The sequence below is a fragment of the Vibrio sonorensis genome, assembly GCF_001854765.1.
Taxonomy (GTDB): Bacteria; Pseudomonadota; Gammaproteobacteria; order Enterobacterales; family Vibrionaceae; genus Vibrio; species Vibrio sonorensis.
Genome location: NZ_LJJE01000057.1, coordinates 1 through 16,271, shown reverse-complemented (window position 1 = coordinate 16,271; position 16,271 = coordinate 1). Strand labels below are relative to the sequence as shown.

Sequence of the window (16,271 nt, the reverse complement as noted above, 5' to 3'; positions counted from 1 at the left end):
TCGGTGCACACCGAAGAGCCTGAAGTTGGAATTAATGTCGAAGGACTGCTTACCACACCAGATGGTAGTGAACTGATCACCGATAGTAATGGCAATGGTGGTAAGCCACTGACGGATCCGGACGGTGGAAACATCACCACGCCAGATGGCAACCTTGTAGTAGAGGTTGTCGATCCAGATACGGGTAACGCAGTTGATCCTGCAGAGCATGGCCAATTGGTGGTTGAAGAAGATGGTAGTTTAAGTATTCAGCCATTACCGGAGCCGCCCATCATGTTGGATAAAAATGGTTACTTAGTTGACAGAAACGGTGAGCTGGTGGTTACTCAAGATGGTGAATTGCTCCAACCAATATTCATTGATGGTGAGCCTCTAACAGACTCTCAGGGGAACTACATAGCGAATACCTATCATCCAGATACAGGTGTAACAACTGATAATGGTGCAAGTTTCGAACTGTCACCAGATGGCGAAATTGAGCTGGGTAGTGTTCCACTGGTCATTATTCAGGATGATACACTCGTTGATCTTTCAACTGGTGAGGCGCTTGAATATGGTACAGGTGGTAATAGCCTCCGACCTATAGATCCTGAAGTGAAAGATATCAATGGAAACATTGTTTTTGAAGTCATCAACGAAGACGGTAGCCTTACTGGTGAAGTGCTGGTGGTGCAGACGGACGATGAAGACAACATAGTGTCAGATAGTCGTGGGCCAGTACTCGTAGAGCCGGGACTGATACTTAATGAAAGCAACAAGGTGATTAATGCTTACGGAGAAGAGTTAGTTACGTCCAACGGTAACGCTATTGAGCTGAAGCTTGATGCCGATGGCAATCCAGTTGTTGCGGATAATGGTGCGGGGTATGTGATCACCCAGCAGAATGGTGTCACCATGTCGCCAGAAGAAAACATTATGTTTGTTAACTTTGATACGGGTGAACTATGGACAGACTTTGATGGCAAAGTAGTGACTCAAAAGAACGTTCCAACGGATGATGCGTTACTCACATCAGCACCTTCCATAAGAACGATCGACGATACTTATCTTGCTTTGCCAACCAAGATCTTGATGTTGAACCGATATTAAGCGCTGTCGGATTTGGGCCTGTTTCGAATGGCAACTCACACAATACCGTTTTTGTTACTAAAAGCGGAGAGTTCATGTATTTTCCAACGTCTGAGTATGTGTCGAACTCATCTGAAACCAAGAAGAAAATCAACGCCAATGGGGAACTGGAAGAGATCGCTGATGTAACAGAATCAGGGATCTATACACTTCCTAATTGTTTAGAAGGAGAATTTGACCCAAATAACTATTTATTGCACGCACAGGCGACACCAGATAAAGCCTATATGGATCTGCCTGAAAACCTTTCTGCACGATGTTTTCCGCCTAACTTGAGTAGTTTTGGTTTTAACATTTTCTATACGGGCATAGGGAGCCTATTGACAAAAACCAATGAACTCTGGGGTGTGGGTAATCCTCGCCAAGGCTTTGGTGGACATGGTGAAATGCGTATAAATGTGCCAATTAAGTACGCGGACAATATCAAGACGCACACAATGTTAGGCGCTAGCTCTACATACCCGTATATGAATAAAGTACTGGATAATGAGGGCAATGTTTGGCATGCCTACTCCCGCCCACGCGATGTAAATGGCGACTTTGTCTTCGGTACTTCAGAAGAGGCAAAATCTGAAAACGGTGGTACTAGTGCATGGGTTAAATATCCATCCCTAGATGGTGAAACAATTGTTAATCTTCGCCTTATTCACACAAAAATAGGAATAGGCACGCCATTAGTAGTCACAACCAGTGGTAAATACTACATGCTTGGAGATCCCAACAATACGTTATCCCGTGATGATGCAGAAGCCAACAATTTGAGGGTTGACGAAGTGGTGCTTCCGAGTGAAGCAAGAGTCGAAATGCTGATTGTCGTAAGTTATCACTCCAATGAAGATGTTTACCGAAGTGCTTATTTGGATCAAGACGGTAGCATCTATTCTAACCAATTAGAGGGAATGTCTGAGCACAAAAAAGTGACTCATTACTACGATTATAGCGACTTGAAAAGTGATGCAACTATTGTCGACGATGGGACTGGTAACTGGAGTCTAAGTCTAGAGAAGTCGAAGACAGCAGATACATTCCCAAGTGACCAAGCCAAAGCGTTGCCCAATGACATTACCTTCGAATGGATATCGAATATCAGTTATAACTTTGGGGATGCTTTGTTTAAAGGAAGTGATGGCGAGTACTATGTATTAGGCGGTAAGAACCGTTACTCTATGTTGTTATCAGGGATCTATTTAGACACATGGTCACTTCTGTACAAAGATTTTGCCAATCAGCAGTTAGCAAATGACACTGATACCAATTATGATCCTGACTATGTAATAGATGATGACAAAGTCGGATTAAAGTTAATTCGCTTGACGGATGATCTCGATTACATTAAGTTCCTGAAAGATAATCCGAACTGGGAGTTTTCACGTCATTTGCCGCTGATATTGGTCAACAAAGTGTCGAGTGAAATGGCGTTTATCGGAGGTGTAGGAAACGACCCTGCGTTGGATCCAGGTTATGGGGCTCAGGGGTATCAAAATATAGGGCATTTACATCGCAGTGGATAAACCTGTTTACGACAGACGCTTTAGCGACCACCTATAACGATTCGCCGACGAAGGAGTATTGGGAGGAACGATTAGAACGCTCGAAGTTCCACCAAGTGACTATGATGCCTACAGCATTGTCGGATATTCTGATGTTAGACTGATCATTTTGCAACGACGATAGGGCTAAAGTGATTTAGCCCTATTTTTTAATTTTGGTAAAAGGACTTAAACCGGATTCACCAAGGTTTCAGGATAGAAGTTGACCCAGATAATCCAATAGGCACCTGCCTTAACACTTTCAACACGCTCTAATTTTCCAAACTCCGTTTCCCCGTAAAAGTCGATCTCTTCGATAGGCTTACCTGTCGTGTTGTAGTAAATCCCCAAACTCTTAAAGTTGTTGTCATAGTGAATGACCACATCTTTCCCACCCAGTGATAGGTTGATAGGTTGGCCTTGTTCTCTGACAAACTCTTCGCTGTATGCTACGTATTCATCACCCACATTAAACCCCCACACTTTTTCTTTACTTGGCAAGCGTGTATCGCTGTACTCGATAGTAGGAAAAGTTGGTTCGTCATTGGTTTCTTGGTGCGCGACGGCCAACTTGAAAATGACTTCCATAATCGGGTCGTAAATGGCAAAAAATGGGTTTTCCCAAAAGGTAGGACGCATGTCTTTTACTAAGTAATCGTTGATGTAGACTTCGCCCTCTGGGTAGGCGTTAGCAAACTGTTCAAAAGGCATGCGGAAAGTTGGCCACTCTTTCATAGAATGCCCGGAATTTTTAATGACATCCTTCTCTTTTTGTCCCCAGATTTGTTGTATAGGTTCATCACTGTTTTTGTCCCACATCACTAGGTTGTTTTCCAATTGTGTCATTGGCGCTAAGTCGAGTTTTTTACCGTCAATTTCTGGCGTAAAAGCCATGCCGAGGTTTGTTAAGCCACAGTAAGTCATAACGACGTCTTCACCCGCAAACTTACCATTTCCCGCTACGTGTGGGCGGAGTAATTGCTTGTCTGAATGTGCACGGGCTTTGCCATTAATTTCTAGTACAATCACGCTCTCATACGGTTTTAAGTATTTTTTCCCTTCTTCAATAGAGACAAATAGGCCGTTATCCATGCGGTCTCGCATCATAAGGTGAGGGTTGATCATGCCGCTGAAAAAGGTAAACGAAAAAAGTAATAATAAAGAGTAGAACGCACCATTGCCGACGAGATGTTTGTCTTTGATTTTAAGGAATAGGCATAGCCCGATACAAAGAAGGGACACCAGCGTAAGTGGCCAGCGGTTGTACCATACCCACATAGTGGTTTCGCGTTCAGATTGAACGACCCATTGGCTGATATCAGCGAGATCTTTAAACAAGAAGATGCCAATCACTTGTGCAATTAGCATGCTAATCCAGAATAGAGGCTTTTGGTAAAGTTTTAGTTGAATGGTCATAAGGTGACTCCGCAAACAATCAATTTTCCCTATGATGGTAAGCGGGGTGGCATTGCGGAAAAACAGCGTTTAGCGCAACAAATTATGCCAATTAGTGGAACAATATTTCTATCCTAATTGTTCTCTATCCTTAATCTGATTGGGGAGCTTGCTACGAATCTCTTCTAATAGCAGAGAGACGCGCTTTGGAATAAATCGCCTAGAGTGATAAATGGCATACACCGTTTGGCAAAAGCGCAGTGCTTCTTGTTGAACTTCTACTAGCTCTCCATTGGCTAGCATTTCTGCAACGCAAATCCTCGGTAGGCATGTTATGCCTTGTCCTTTTTGAGCGAGAGAGCGCAGTAGATAAGGATTGTCGGCTTGGCAACGGATCGATTCTGGTAGAGGCAGTGCTTGTTGGTTCCAAACAAAATCGCCACTGGTAAATTGAGTCAAAACGAGAGCAGGCATTTTGTATAGATCTTTTGATACCAACAGGTTAGGTGAGCAGAAATAACCAAAGTTGAGCTCTCCTACGGGGTGAGCGATAAACGAAGAATCGTTTTGACAACCTATGCTCAACATCAGGTCAAAACGCGTTTCGTTGTAGTGATGAGCGAGGTTTTTACTTGAGTGTACTTCTAATGAAATCGCAGGATGAGTCAGGTAAAACTCGCTGATTTGATCGCTGTTTAACTCTAGTAACAGATCCGGTACGTAGAGGACCAACACTCCCGCGAGTTCCGTTTGAGCTTGTGTGATTTCCGCCTGAGTCTGTTCTACTTGGTTGAGTATATTTTTTGCTTTGAAGTAGAAGGTTTGCCCTGTCTCCGTCATGACAAGTTTTCGAGTGGTTCTCTCCAATAGGCGGGCTTGAACCGCTTCTTCTAACTGTCTAATTCGCCGACTAACAGTGGACTTAGGCATATCAAAGTAGTCGGCCGCTTTAGTAAAGCTACCGCAATCAACGACACGTACAAAAAGCGACATATCTTCGAGTTTCACTGAGCTTTTCTCCTTTCGCCTAGCTGAAGTGCACTATACCACTAAAGTTTAGTTGGTCGTGTGATTTAACTTTGCTTTGAATAGTGGAGTATGAGAAGTAGATAGGTGTAAAAAAACCTCTGTAAAAACAGAGGTCTTTTCTTTTTTCTTTTGATAGTTATAGCGCTGTTTCTCAGCTAAGCCAACTGAAGGTTAGTTAACCAGTCAGTGGGTTAATGATAATGAAAACAATAGAATTATATAACTGTCCAAAAGGACAGGTCATTGACAATAAAGTGTAAATTTTTTAATTATTTATTGGTCTCGACCGCCTATTAAACGTAGATCGGCTTGATGTAGCCACCCAAAATGGCTTTAGTGATGGCCTGACATCGATTATTGCTCCCAGCTTTTGGCTTGCGTTCGCCAAGTGAAACTTGATGGTTCTTTCTTTGCAACCAAGCTCTTCGGCTATCTCATTACTACTTTTACCGTCGGCCGCGAGTGTAAGACACTGTTTTTCACGCTCCGTCAATGAAATCGAGTCGCTAGTGGAATTAAGGGCTAAAGCAATATTAGCTAAGTTTTGAGTGATGAGTGGGGTAACGAGCTGAGCTATGGCTAAATCACTCGTGTTGTCGCTGTTCCACGAAGGCGAGTTCGCAAGGCTTAACATTCCGATCTCCCCGTTGATACCGCGAATGGGAATACTGATCCCCTGTGTTACCTCGCAACAGACAGGAGGCTCAATTTCAGAAAATTGCTTCTTAGCGTTTTTCCATTTCAATGGTATGGCGTTTTCTTTGCAGTATCTCAACATTATCTCTAACTGCGTGTACCTATGGCTACCACAATGGCTGTCTGGGCTAAGGGGGTAGTTATCGATAGTTAAGGTTTGTCCGTCTAATCGTGTTGGCTCAAATGCGACAAAAAGATCGTAAAACTGATTGCCCAATAAGGCACTGACTTTTGTCAGGAGTTTTTCGACACACTTCGGAGTGGAAAGATCAGAATGTTGCTCTAACAGTTTGAGTAAAGAATCCATATATTTCAGGAAAATGGGTGTTGGTTAATTTTATACCAAATAAAAATGCCAATCACAAAGTTATCAGTCACTTAGAGTGACATTGTTGTCACCGCAAGGTTACAGAATGTGTCAATTGTAAGTATTTGCATACAATTGGTTAGTCGTTGACGCAGATTTGGTTCCGTCCACTGCGTTTTGCTTGGTACAACGCTTGGTCAGACCGTCGATAGAGGGAGAAAAAATCCTGATCGGTCCCGTTTAGCTCAGCGATACCGCAGCTAATACTAAATTTAGCTTTTTCTTTGAAAAATTCGTGATTGTAAAACGCTTTGCGCAGCCTTTCGGCAATGTCAGCCGCTTGCTTGGCATTCGCTTGGTGCAGAATCACTAAGAACTCTTCACCTCCGATGCGCCCACACGCATCGTTAGCGCGAATCTGCTGTCTGGCAAAATCGGCCAGCTTCTTGATTACAGTGTCGCCATGAGCGTGCCCATAGGTATCGTTAACGAGTTTAAAGTTGTCGATATCAATGGATATACAGCTTAAGGGATAACTATTATCTCGCGCCAAAGTGAATTCGTTGGCGAAGGTTCGCCACATTTTACGGCGATTTGAAAGTTGGGTTAGATCGTCGGTGTTGGCAAGTACATGAAGTTGTTCTTTAAGTTGGACTAGATCGGTAATGTCGGTCGATACCCCAATAAGGCCGATAACACTGCCATCGATGCTTGAAAGGATCGGGCTTTTTATCGCTCGATAGATTTTGACTTGATCGTCGCTTAACGCTTTAGTTCGTTCCTCACTGATACAGGTTTGCTTAGAGGCGATCACTTGTCTATCGGTGTTGAGGATGTCTTCTATTAGTTCGTCAGAAAAAAAATCGCGATCGGTTTTTCCTTTTAGCGAGCTAAGATCGGTAGCAAAGAGTTCTAATGTGAGTTGATTGGCGTAGAGGTACTCACCTTTGTGGTTTTTTACAAACACATAGGAACCGATCTGATTGAGAACAAACTCATGTAAGGTAAATTGGTTGTTGTCGTATATATCTTCTATACGTTCTAAAGCGATCATAAACACCCCTGCTAAACCTAACCGTTGCCATCGCGCAAATAGGTAGGTTGCGTTAACCTGCTGTGCCTATTACTGACTTGTGTTAATGGCCGATTGAAGTGAAATGACTGTTCGGCTCTATTAAAAATTAAATTACAAACGTATTACTATAACTTTAGCTAATAATGGCATTAACGGTAGGGTTATTGGGTGGGTTTAATCGATGTTTTAGAGCCAGAAATACCATTTAATTGCTTATATTGGCTAAGTAGCACGCCGAGAATAGCGACGAGCGAGCCTATAAGGTGAAAAGTATGTATCTGTTCTTTGGTCAGTAAAACGGCCAAGATGATGGTAAATACGGGTAACAAGTTCATAAACATTGCGCTGGAATCTGCGCCAATATGCTCAATCGATTTTACCCATAGCCAAGGGGCAAGTAATGATGCGGCCATTCCAGCGTAGCCGATAAGCGGAATGGATTCCGGTGTGGGTAGAAGTCGTGCACTGCTTAGCCATAGCGGGGCTAGGAACAAACTTGCGATTACACATTGAATATAAACAAGCGTCCAGTTAGAAAACGGCATCTTCCAACGTTTTAAACACACTCCATAGGTGGCATAGATAACCGCTCCAACTAGCATGAGTATATCGCCTTGAATCACGTCTTGTTTTAAGAAAAACAATGCATCGCCTTGGCCGAGCATATAGCTAAGCCCAGTCATTGAGATCACCGCGCAAGAATACACTGCTTATTGAGTTGTGTGCCAAGTAGGGGAACACTGATAAAAACACTAAAAATAGGCACTACAGAGGTTATCAACGCCATGTTGGCGGCACTCGTTGTCAATGCGGCGTAATATCCAAGGGTTTGATACAACCCCATACCAAGCAAAGCCAGTGTAAGTAGCTTGCCGATATGCTTTTTGATAGCGCTGCGCTGTTTCAATACCTGAAGAATGCAAAACGGTGTTAGCACCGCAGCCGCTAACGCCCAGCGATAAAAGCTCATTGCACTTGGTTCTATTGCACTGGCAGCAAGTTTGTTAACGATGGCATTCCCGCTCCAAATGAGAACGGTAAGTATGGGAAACAAGTAAACCATTTATCTCTCTACCAGTGAAATGATGGACACAGTCTGGCACGTCTAACTAAAAGCAGGTATCTTTGTTCCGACATCGCACGATATAGGAAGACAGCTTTTGCGGAAAGAGACCAAACACCTTCATCCTTCGCTGACTATTGAACAGCCGCCATCCGATGTATTTATGAACTTTGAAGCTTTTTTGTCTAATACAGAAACTCGGATTCATAGTCATACATGGGGACAGGTGCAACTAATTAGTGGTGGGATCCTAGAGATGGAAGCGGAGGGGACGCGATTCTTAGCGCCACCTCATTTGGCTATTTGGGTTCCGCCGAACGTGATGCACAATAGCTTCAACCGCAAGCCTATATCTTATTGTTCGTTAAACGTATCTGCTGATATGGCACAGGCGTTTCCTGATCATACGAGTTTGATTAAGGTCACGCCGATTGTTTCTGCCATTATTGATGACTTTCGAAATCGGCAAGTTAACATTGCTGACACCGAACAAGACAAAAGGTTGGTGCAAGTCCTGTTAGATCAGTTGGCAACCAGAGAAACTGAACGGCACTTCTTGCCGACGACTGATAATAAGTACCTTGGAGATATCCTAACTTTTGTCGAAGAAAACCCTACCGATAATACTTCACTGTCAGAGTGGGCTGAGCGCGTTCACACAACTGAACGAACATTAGCAAGATATTGCCAAAGCGAGCTGGGAATGAGTTTCACAGAATGGCGATTGAGAGTGCGCTATCTCTACTCGATGGAATTACTAAGAAATGGTCACGCGGTCAAAGAGGTGGCTTTGACCTTAGGGTACAACCAAGCCAGCCCCTATATCAGCATGTTTAAAAAATACTCTGGGCAAACCCCAGAGCAATATAAAAACAAACTACTTTAGCTGCTTGGCCACGAAGTCAAGTGCGCCGGTTATCGCGGCTACCTGCGCTAGGTTGCACTCTTGATCGGTGACCTTTGGACTATCGGGGTAGACTTCTGTTGTAGTGTGGTATTGGCAATTAGTAATACCACCGCATAAGCCTAGCTGCTTCATTGGGTACAAGATCACCCCGTTTTGCACTACGTCTGAGCCAATGATTTGGCCGTTTTCATCGGCTGGCGCAATATGGGTGACTTTGGCGACCGATTCGATAATGGCGTTTTGCAGCTCAGGTTGTGGGTTATTGGAATCTCCGACCGTATAGAATCCATCGGGGATGTATCCTTCGATGTACTCTTCGCCATCTCTCGCAGCTAAAGCTGGTCTAAACTCAGACTCGTCTGTGTCTGTCGTCTCGTGCAAGTCGATGTGCACCAGCACATCACCAAGCTGTTTAACCAGTTGCAGTAGGTTTGCTGATTCTTCACTTGGAGAGTTTTGGTAAAACGAACGATTTGGGTCTATCGCCAATGGGTTCCAGCGATTAATGGTTTCGTATCCCCAAGGACTTACACATGGCACGATCACCAAGTTAAAGGTATCTTGGTACTGTTTTGCATGTTGAGCGGCAAACTCTAGTGCGCCATGAACTCCACTGGTTTCGTAGCCGTGAACGCCACCCGTTACCAGAACCGTTGGTTTATTGTTATCCCACGTAGGACTTTTTAAACAGTAGAGTGGATATCGGTCTTGGTCGTAACTTAGAGCACCATACTGATTAAGCTCAAAGATGGTTGAAAGTGCTTTGATTTTAGGTACAACTTCTTGTTGATATTCACGCTTAATACTGGTGGTCTCTCGCCAAGCGCGCTTCTCTTCTTCTTGCCATTTTTTCCCTGAGATCCCTATTGGATATTGGTAATTTGTCTGCATTTCATCACCTAATTGTTGTTCTTAATCACCACTTATACCGGTGGCTGTTACGTATTTGGAAGGTTTTTTTCTGAGCTGGCGTAGCATACAGCGACGCAGGAAGTTTTCACAATGAAATTACCGAGTTCACTTTTTTGACTTCGTTAGCTCTTGAATGACTTGCTTGAGGTTATCGACAGGTTGCGCTCCTGACACTAGGTGTTTTTGATTAAAAATATAGGCTGGAACGGCGTTTATTCCGGCCTCTATCCATTGTTGTTCCGTTGACGCGACCGCTTGTGCCCAACTATCCTCGGCCAACACTTGAGCTGCGGTTTCAGTTGAAAGGCCAAGTCGCTGGCAAACGCTAAGTAATGTTTTTGGATCTGACAGCTCTTTCTGGTCGGTGAAATAGGCTTTGAACAGAGCCAGCTGTAGATCGTGTTGCTTGCCTTGGGATTGCGCCCACATAAGTAGCTGATGGGCGAGCCGAGTATTGTAAATTTTGGAGTCATCGGCGAAGTTAAACTCAAACCCAAGTTCAGCACCAAGGTCGGTGAGTGTCTTTCTGGCAGCGATGCTGGCTTCGACACTAGTGCCATACTTTTCACCCAAATGTTCCCTTAAGTTCTGCCCCTCTTTTGGCATGGCAGGGTTAAGTTCAAACGGATGCCAGTGCAAAGTAACTTGGTTTTCGCAACCTAACTCTTTGATTGCTTGTGCTAACCTATGGTATCCAATAATGCACCAAGGGCAGACTATATCAGAAACGATATCGACTCGAATGTCTTGCATAGGTACTGCTCCTTTGGTTAACCATTGGTTATCGTGTTAGCAATCTCAATACTGTCACTCTACGCCTGTAGACTACTACTTATCAAGTTTATCAAAGGGGGAAGTAGAGTGAGAATTTCTTCTTATAATGTCTGCTAATTAATTCAGTAAGTGAAACGAGCAGGGTATTTAAAATGCAACAAGCTAATTTTAGCAACGTGGTATTGCATGCTTTCGACTGGCCGTATGAACTGGTGAAACAACGAGCAAACACCATAAAAGAGGTGGGGTACGCTTCGGTACTGGTCTCTCCGCCTTTTAAGTCTTTAAAAAAGGAACAGGGAACGCCTTGGTGGCAGCGCTATCAACCGCAAGATTACCGAGTGATCGACAATCAACTCGGGGACACTGATAGCTTTAAATCTATGGTGAATAGCCTTTCTGCATTGGGTGTGAATGTCTATGTCGATGTGGTTTTCAATCATATGGCAAATGAATCGGACATCCGAGCATCGCTTCATTACCCGGGGGAGCGTGAGCAAAATGAGTATAAAACCCGTCCTGAACACTATCAGAAGATTCGTCTGTTTGGAGAGTTAGAAAAACCGCTGTTTAGCGAGAGTGACTTTGTAGAAGCGTTTGGAATTGAAGATTGGCACGACCCTTGGGAAGTGCAAAACGGCAGGATAACGGGAGGTAAATCGGACCCCGGTTTGCCCACATTGAAAGTGACCGACCGGGTAGTCGAAGCCCAGCAAAGCTATTTAAAAGCCCTTAAAAATCTGGGTGTTAAAGGTTTTCGCGTCGATGCTGCAAAACATATGACGTTAGAGCATTTAGAAAAGGTATGGACGAAGAAAATTTGCTCCGACATGCATATTTTTGGCGAAATTATAACTGACGGTGGGGCTGATAATCCCGAATATGATCTTTTCTTAGAGCCTTCTTAGCTAACACTAATATGGGGGCGTATGACTTCCCACTGTTCCAAACCCTGTACGAAGCGTTGGGACCTAAAGGGAGTATGAAAAGTTTAGTGAACCCTTATTGTTTCGGTATGGCGTTGTCTAAGCCAAGGGCCATTACTTTTGCGATTACTCACGATATCCCTAATAACAAAGTATTCGAAAATCTAGTCATGAGTGAACAACAAGAGTCGCTAGCGTACACCTATCTATTGGGTAGAGATGGCGGAGTCCCTTTGATTTATACAGATTTGGATACCAGTAGATTTAAGAATCGCACGGGAAAACCAAGGTGGAAAGAGATCTGGCTTGAGCCAAGTATGAAAGCGCGTATTGAGTTTTACCATCATATGCATGGTGAGCCTATGACAATGCGACAAGCGACCGATGATTTACTGGTGTTTGGCCGTGGTAACAAAGGCATTGTGGCATTAAACAAAAGTAACCGAGAGAAGAGTATCAAAGTTTCCGCACAGGGTGTTTGGAAAGAGCTCCTTTCTGGCACTATATATACTGCGTTGAGCGGTAACATTGAGATTAAGCTGAGGCCCATGTGCGGAGCGATGTTAGTTAGGCATAGATAAAAAGAGGCGCCAAGCGCCTCTCTTATTGCTTACAAGCTGTTTATTCCCTTCTAAACAATAAACTTGTTAAGAATGGCATCTTGTTCACGGATGTTTTCGGTTTGCGCTTGAGTGGCGATGTTAGCGTTTTCTGCCAGCTCAGAAACATGGGTAGACAGGTCTTTAATCTTAACCGTGTTGTTGTTGATTTCTTCTGCGACTAGGCTCTGTTCTTCTGCAGCGGAAGCGATTTGTACATTCATATCGCTAATGCGCTGGATGGCATCGCGGATCTTTTCAAGGGTAATATTGGCTTCGTCCGCTCGCTCAACAGCTTTAGAAGCGGTTGTTTTACTGATACTCATCGCATTGGCGACAGAGCTAGCGCCAGTTTGAAGTTGCTCAATCATATTGCGAATTTCAGTGGTGGATTCTTGAGTGCGTTGCGCCAGTGTTCTTACTTCGTCGGCAACGACCGCAAAACCTCGTCCCGATTCTCCGGCACGGGCAGCCTCAATAGCCGCGTTTAGTGCGAGTAGGTTAGTTTGATCAGCAATATCATTGATTACCTTAAGAATGGTTTCAATGTTATCGGTCGCGCTTTCCAGTGCTTTCACTTCTTCGACGGCAGTATCAATGGTTTCCGATAAGTTACTGATCGCATCAGTAGTGTCGTTAACAACATTTGTACCTAGGGAAGTGGCATCGTCTGCTTCTTTTGCTGCCGAAGCGGCTCCTTGAGCGTTATTTGCTACATCAGCAGAGGTAGTTGCCATTTCGTGCATGGCTGTCGCCAATTGCTCTAGCTCGTGAAGCTGCTCTTGCATCGCTGCTGACGACTCTTGCAAGCCAGCAGAAGTCATTTCTGACCCTCGCAATATCTCTGACCCAATTGCCTTAGAGTGCGTGATTCGCTGTTGGAGAGATTCGGTAAACCTGTTAAATCCATCTGCGAGTACAGCAAATTCTTGGTCCGTATCGGTGTCTAATCGCTTGGTTAAATCTCCCTGACCAGTGGCAACGTCTTGAATGGCTGCGTTTAGTGCATCCAAAGGGCGTAGCAATGTTTTGATCAGTAACAGAAGCAGAATTACACTCACTGCTAATGCAATCACTGTATAAAGAATTGAACTGTTGCGCAGTTGGCTGAGAGATTGATAGGCGATCTCTTCATCCAAAATAACGCCGACATACCAATCTTCGCCTGGTACTTTTGCAAAATCCACGGTATAGAGTTTGTCTTCGATACTAGCGTGTTGTGGCTCGTCTTGAATGTTTACGTCAGTGAGAAATTCACTCATTGGCTTGCCATTTAGCTCGGCGTCGGGGTGAGCGATAGTTGTGCCATCTCCAGAGACAATAAACACGTACCCTGCGTTAAACAATTGTACTTTATTAACCAAGTCAGCAAGGGCGGCCAAACTCACATCATAAAAAATTGCACCGATAAAACTACCGTTATCGCGAATGGGAGTAGCAATCGAGACTAAGATTTCATTGGTTGCCGAGTCGGCATAAGGTGCGGTGATAATTAGATCACCCGCCGCTTTAGCGTCTTTGTACCAAGGTCTTGCCCTTGGGTCCCATGTTGGACCGGGGTTCCATGACGGGTCGTTATTGATGTTTGACCCATCCTTCTCAAAACCCAAACCAACCAGTAAGAAGGTATCTTTAATCACCTTTTGATCCATGACTGCTTGAATGGATTTGGGGGTTAGATCGACTTCAATCAAACTGGAAGCGTATGCAGCGATCGCTTTCCTGCCATTAATTTCTGCGGCGGTGGTGTCACGCACACCATCTACAATCTCAGAGACGCTACTCTGAACCTGAGCTTCTATCTCTTTTTTAACGGTAAAATATTGCTGTAAAGTGAGCGCTGTAACCGTTGCCAGCAGCAGTAACGAAGAAGCAGCGACAATTTTGTGGCTGAATTTCATACTCTATATCCTTGGTGAGTCACATTAATTATACATTTTATTAATAGAGTTATAGCTAGTAAATAACTTTTCAGCCAGTTATATATAACAAATGTTTGCGCATTGTTCTGCCAAGGGAATTTAGTCGTGCTTTTTATCTGAACGAGATGAGCGAGTTTCGAAGCAAAGATTAAAATTGGCCCTGTAAAACAACGCGATGTTTTTCGACCAGTGCTGTTAGGAAATCGGCAATCGCACGCACACGACGTGAGTGGGCGAGATCCGAATGAATGGCTAGCCAAATAGGCTGGTCGCATCCGATATCTGCATCTAAGCAAACTAGGCCTTGAGGCTGGGCGATAAAGTGGGGGAGTACCGCGATGCCAAGGTTGGAGCGAACGGCACTTACTTGGGCTGACAAATTGGTCGTAGTTAGTCGGCAGGGTTTTCCGCGAAGAGTTCTTTCGATCCATTGAGCTGCGGGTAAATGCTGTAGGGCTTCCGACCAACCGATAAAATCGTCGTGCTCTAGAAAGTTGCGTCGATTTTCTCTTGGTCTTCGGTCTAAATAGGTCTTCGAAGCGTAAAGGCCAAAACCCAGATAGCCAAGCCGCCGAATACTCACGTTACCTCGCTCCGGCCTAACCATTCTAAGCGCTAGATCTGCATCGCGACGATGTAAGTTAACCGTGGGCACACTCGTCACAACTTCTAGGGTGAGGTTTGGGTGGCTCTCGGCCAGTAGAGGTAACTCTGGAATGATTAGATGATCCGCTAATCCTTGCGCAGTGGCGAGTCGAACGTGACCCATTACACTTTCTTGTTGGTTTCCTACCGCAGAGCTAAAAGCATACCCAGCCTGTTCAAGCGCTTCGGCATGGGGAATAAGAGCCGTTCCTTCGTCGGTGAGCTTGAAGCCTTGTTGGTCTCTAGTGAACAACCTAATTCTCAGTGCATTTTCAATTCTTTCTAAGCGGCGTGATGTGGTTGCTATACCTAGATTCAATGATTTGGATGCTCCGCTTAGGGTCCCATCTCTAGCGATGGCAAGAAACACTTTTGCGTCATCCCAATTTAGTCTTGATGAATCGTTTGGCTTTCCGATACTGGAAAACTGATTGTCTTTTTTGGTCATTTAAACCTCCATAAGTGAAAAGCATACTGAAAACAGGAACACAAACCAAGAGGATTAAATAATGGAAAAGAGAACTTTAGGTCACGGTTTGCAGGTCTCAGCCATCGGTTTGGGGTGTATGGGGATGAGCGAGTTTTATGGCCCAAGCGATGACAAAGAGTCGATGCGAGTATTAGATGAAGCGGTTTCGCTAGGGTGCAATTTTTTAGATACCGCTGATACATACGGAAATTTCCACAATGAAGAGTTGATAGGAAAATTTTTAAAACGAAATCGAGGGAAAGTTAAAATCGCGACCAAGTGCGGCATTGTTCGACGCCCCGGAGAATATGAAAGGCGAATAGATAACAGTCCAGATTATATACGCACCGCGTGTGATAACTCCCTTCGACGATTAGGAGTCGAATGCATCGACCTCTATTACATACATCGCTTAGACCCTCAATCGTCAATTGAAACCACAATGGGCGTACTTGCGGATCTAGTAAAACAAGGGAAGATCATACATATCGGGCTTTCAGAAGTAAGCGCACAAACGCTAATTAAAGCACACTCAGTGCATCCAGTGACGGCAGTGCAAACGGAATATAGCCTATGGACTCGCGATGTGGAAAAGAAGATCTTACCTACTTGCCGAGAGCTTGGGGTTGGTTTTGTTCCTTACTCTCCTTTAGGTAGGGGGTTTTTAACGGGTCGCTATCAGTCGGAAATGGCGTTTAGCCAAGATGACGCCCGTAAGGCGTTACCGCGATTTTCGTCAACAAACTTGCATGCCAATCGCCCCATTTCTGACGTCGTTGCCGAAATTGCGCGTGATAAGTCTTGCTCTCCAGCGCAAATCGCTTTGGCTTGGTTGTTGGCTCAGGGGAAGGATATTGTGCCTATACCGGGCACGAAAAAGCGCTCTCATTTAATC

Annotated in this window: 12 protein-coding genes and 2 pseudogenes; 5 read left to right on the top strand and 9 right to left on the bottom strand. The window is 44.4% G+C overall.

Annotated features, from left to right (window positions below; genetic code table 11):
- The coding region (locus tag BLO31_RS23805) for a hypothetical protein (protein ID WP_175443200.1) at window positions 1–1,089 on the top strand (1,089 nt) is incomplete at its 5' end.
- 74 nt (window positions 1,090–1,163) lie between these two features.
- Window positions 1,164–2,639, top strand: coding sequence for a hypothetical protein (locus BLO31_RS09330; RefSeq protein WP_070965083.1), 1,476 nt, complete (start codon window positions 1,164–1,166; stop codon window positions 2,637–2,639).
- A 207-nt stretch (window positions 2,640–2,846) separates the two neighbouring features.
- Here the strand turns inward: BLO31_RS09330 and BLO31_RS09325 are convergent, their stop codons facing one another.
- The 5 genes and pseudogenes from BLO31_RS09325 to BLO31_RS09305 form a co-directional block, all read right to left on the bottom strand.
- Window positions 2,847–4,073: a DUF3179 domain-containing (seleno)protein gene (locus tag BLO31_RS09325; protein WP_070965080.1), complete on the bottom strand. Its 1,227-nt coding sequence runs from the start codon at window positions 4,071–4,073 to the stop codon at window positions 2,847–2,849.
- A gap of 108 nt (window positions 4,074–4,181) precedes the next feature.
- A complete protein-coding gene (locus tag BLO31_RS09320) occupies window positions 4,182–5,060 on the bottom strand; it encodes a LysR family transcriptional regulator (protein WP_070965077.1) in 879 nt (292 codons plus the stop codon).
- Window positions 5,061–5,346: 286 nt separating this feature from the next.
- Window positions 5,347–6,084 (bottom strand): helix-turn-helix transcriptional regulator, encoded by a 738-nt coding sequence (locus BLO31_RS09315; protein WP_070965074.1) that lies wholly within the window; start codon window positions 6,082–6,084, stop codon window positions 5,347–5,349.
- Window positions 6,085–6,223: 139 nt separating this feature from the next.
- Window positions 6,224–7,138 (bottom strand): sensor domain-containing diguanylate cyclase, encoded by a 915-nt coding sequence (locus BLO31_RS09310; RefSeq protein WP_070965070.1) that lies wholly within the window; start codon window positions 7,136–7,138, stop codon window positions 6,224–6,226.
- A gap of 182 nt (window positions 7,139–7,320) precedes the next feature.
- A pseudogene (locus BLO31_RS09305) lies at window positions 7,321–8,222 on the bottom strand (DMT family transporter).
- Window positions 8,223–8,319: 97 nt separating this feature from the next.
- On the opposite strand from BLO31_RS09305, the gene BLO31_RS09300 reads away from it, so the two are divergent.
- Window positions 8,320–9,108 carry an AraC family transcriptional regulator gene (locus tag BLO31_RS09300; RefSeq protein WP_070965067.1) on the top strand — a complete coding sequence of 263 codons (789 nt, stop codon included), beginning with the start codon at window positions 8,320–8,322 and terminating at the stop codon, window positions 9,106–9,108.
- Here BLO31_RS09300 and BLO31_RS09295 read toward each other — a convergent pair.
- Together BLO31_RS09295 and BLO31_RS09290 are read right to left on the bottom strand one after the other, a co-directional pair.
- On the bottom strand, window positions 9,100–10,020 hold the full coding sequence (locus tag BLO31_RS09295) for a M14 family metallopeptidase (RefSeq protein ID WP_070965062.1): 921 nt from the start codon (window positions 10,018–10,020) through the stop codon (window positions 9,100–9,102). The two genes, BLO31_RS09300 and BLO31_RS09295, sit on opposite strands and share 9 nt — an antisense overlap.
- Before the next feature lie 126 nt (window positions 10,021–10,146).
- Window positions 10,147–10,794, bottom strand: coding sequence for a DsbA family oxidoreductase (locus BLO31_RS09290; protein ID WP_070965059.1), 648 nt, complete (start codon window positions 10,792–10,794; stop codon window positions 10,147–10,149).
- A gap of 173 nt (window positions 10,795–10,967) precedes the next feature.
- On the opposite strand from BLO31_RS09290, the pseudogene BLO31_RS09285 reads away from it, so the two are divergent.
- Window positions 10,968–12,322, top strand: a pseudogene (locus BLO31_RS09285) (alpha-amylase family protein).
- Between the two features lie 50 nt (window positions 12,323–12,372).
- Here BLO31_RS09285 and BLO31_RS09280 read toward each other — a convergent pair.
- Together BLO31_RS09280 and BLO31_RS09275 are read right to left on the bottom strand one after the other, a co-directional pair.
- Window positions 12,373–14,241, bottom strand: a complete 1,869-nt coding sequence (locus BLO31_RS09280; RefSeq protein WP_070965056.1) for a methyl-accepting chemotaxis protein — start codon at window positions 14,239–14,241, stop codon at window positions 12,373–12,375.
- Between the two features lie 169 nt (window positions 14,242–14,410).
- On the bottom strand, window positions 14,411–15,355 hold the full coding sequence (locus tag BLO31_RS09275) for a LysR family transcriptional regulator (protein WP_070965053.1): 945 nt from the start codon (window positions 15,353–15,355) through the stop codon (window positions 14,411–14,413).
- A 61-nt stretch (window positions 15,356–15,416) separates the two neighbouring features.
- Between BLO31_RS09275 and BLO31_RS09270 the strand changes: the two genes are divergently transcribed.
- A partial coding sequence (locus BLO31_RS09270; RefSeq protein ID WP_175443199.1) for an aldo/keto reductase occupies window positions 15,417–16,271 on the top strand: 855 nt, incomplete at its 3' end.

Bases quoted from the DNA above. Each gene is read 5' to 3' on its own strand.
- BLO31_RS09330 (WP_070965083.1), top strand. From the start codon at position 1,164: ATGTATTTTCCAACGTCTGAGTATGTGTCGAACTCATCTGAAACCAAG.
- BLO31_RS09325 (WP_070965080.1), bottom strand. From the start codon at position 4,073: ATGACCATTCAACTAAAACTTTACCAAAAGCCTCTATTCTGGATTAGC.
- BLO31_RS09315 (WP_070965074.1), bottom strand. From the start codon at position 6,084: ATGGATTCTTTACTCAAACTGTTAGAGCAACATTCTGATCTTTCCACT.
- BLO31_RS09310 (WP_070965070.1), bottom strand. From the start codon at position 7,138: ATGATCGCTTTAGAACGTATAGAAGATATATACGACAACAACCAATTT.
- BLO31_RS09295 (WP_070965062.1), bottom strand. From the start codon at position 10,020: ATGCAGACAAATTACCAATATCCAATAGGGATCTCAGGGAAAAAATGG.
- BLO31_RS09290 (WP_070965059.1), bottom strand. From the start codon at position 10,794: ATGCAAGACATTCGAGTCGATATCGTTTCTGATATAGTCTGCCCTTGG.
- BLO31_RS09280 (WP_070965056.1), bottom strand. From the start codon at position 14,241: ATGAAATTCAGCCACAAAATTGTCGCTGCTTCTTCGTTACTGCTGCTG.
- BLO31_RS09275 (WP_070965053.1), bottom strand. From the start codon at position 15,355: ATGACCAAAAAAGACAATCAGTTTTCCAGTATCGGAAAGCCAAACGAT.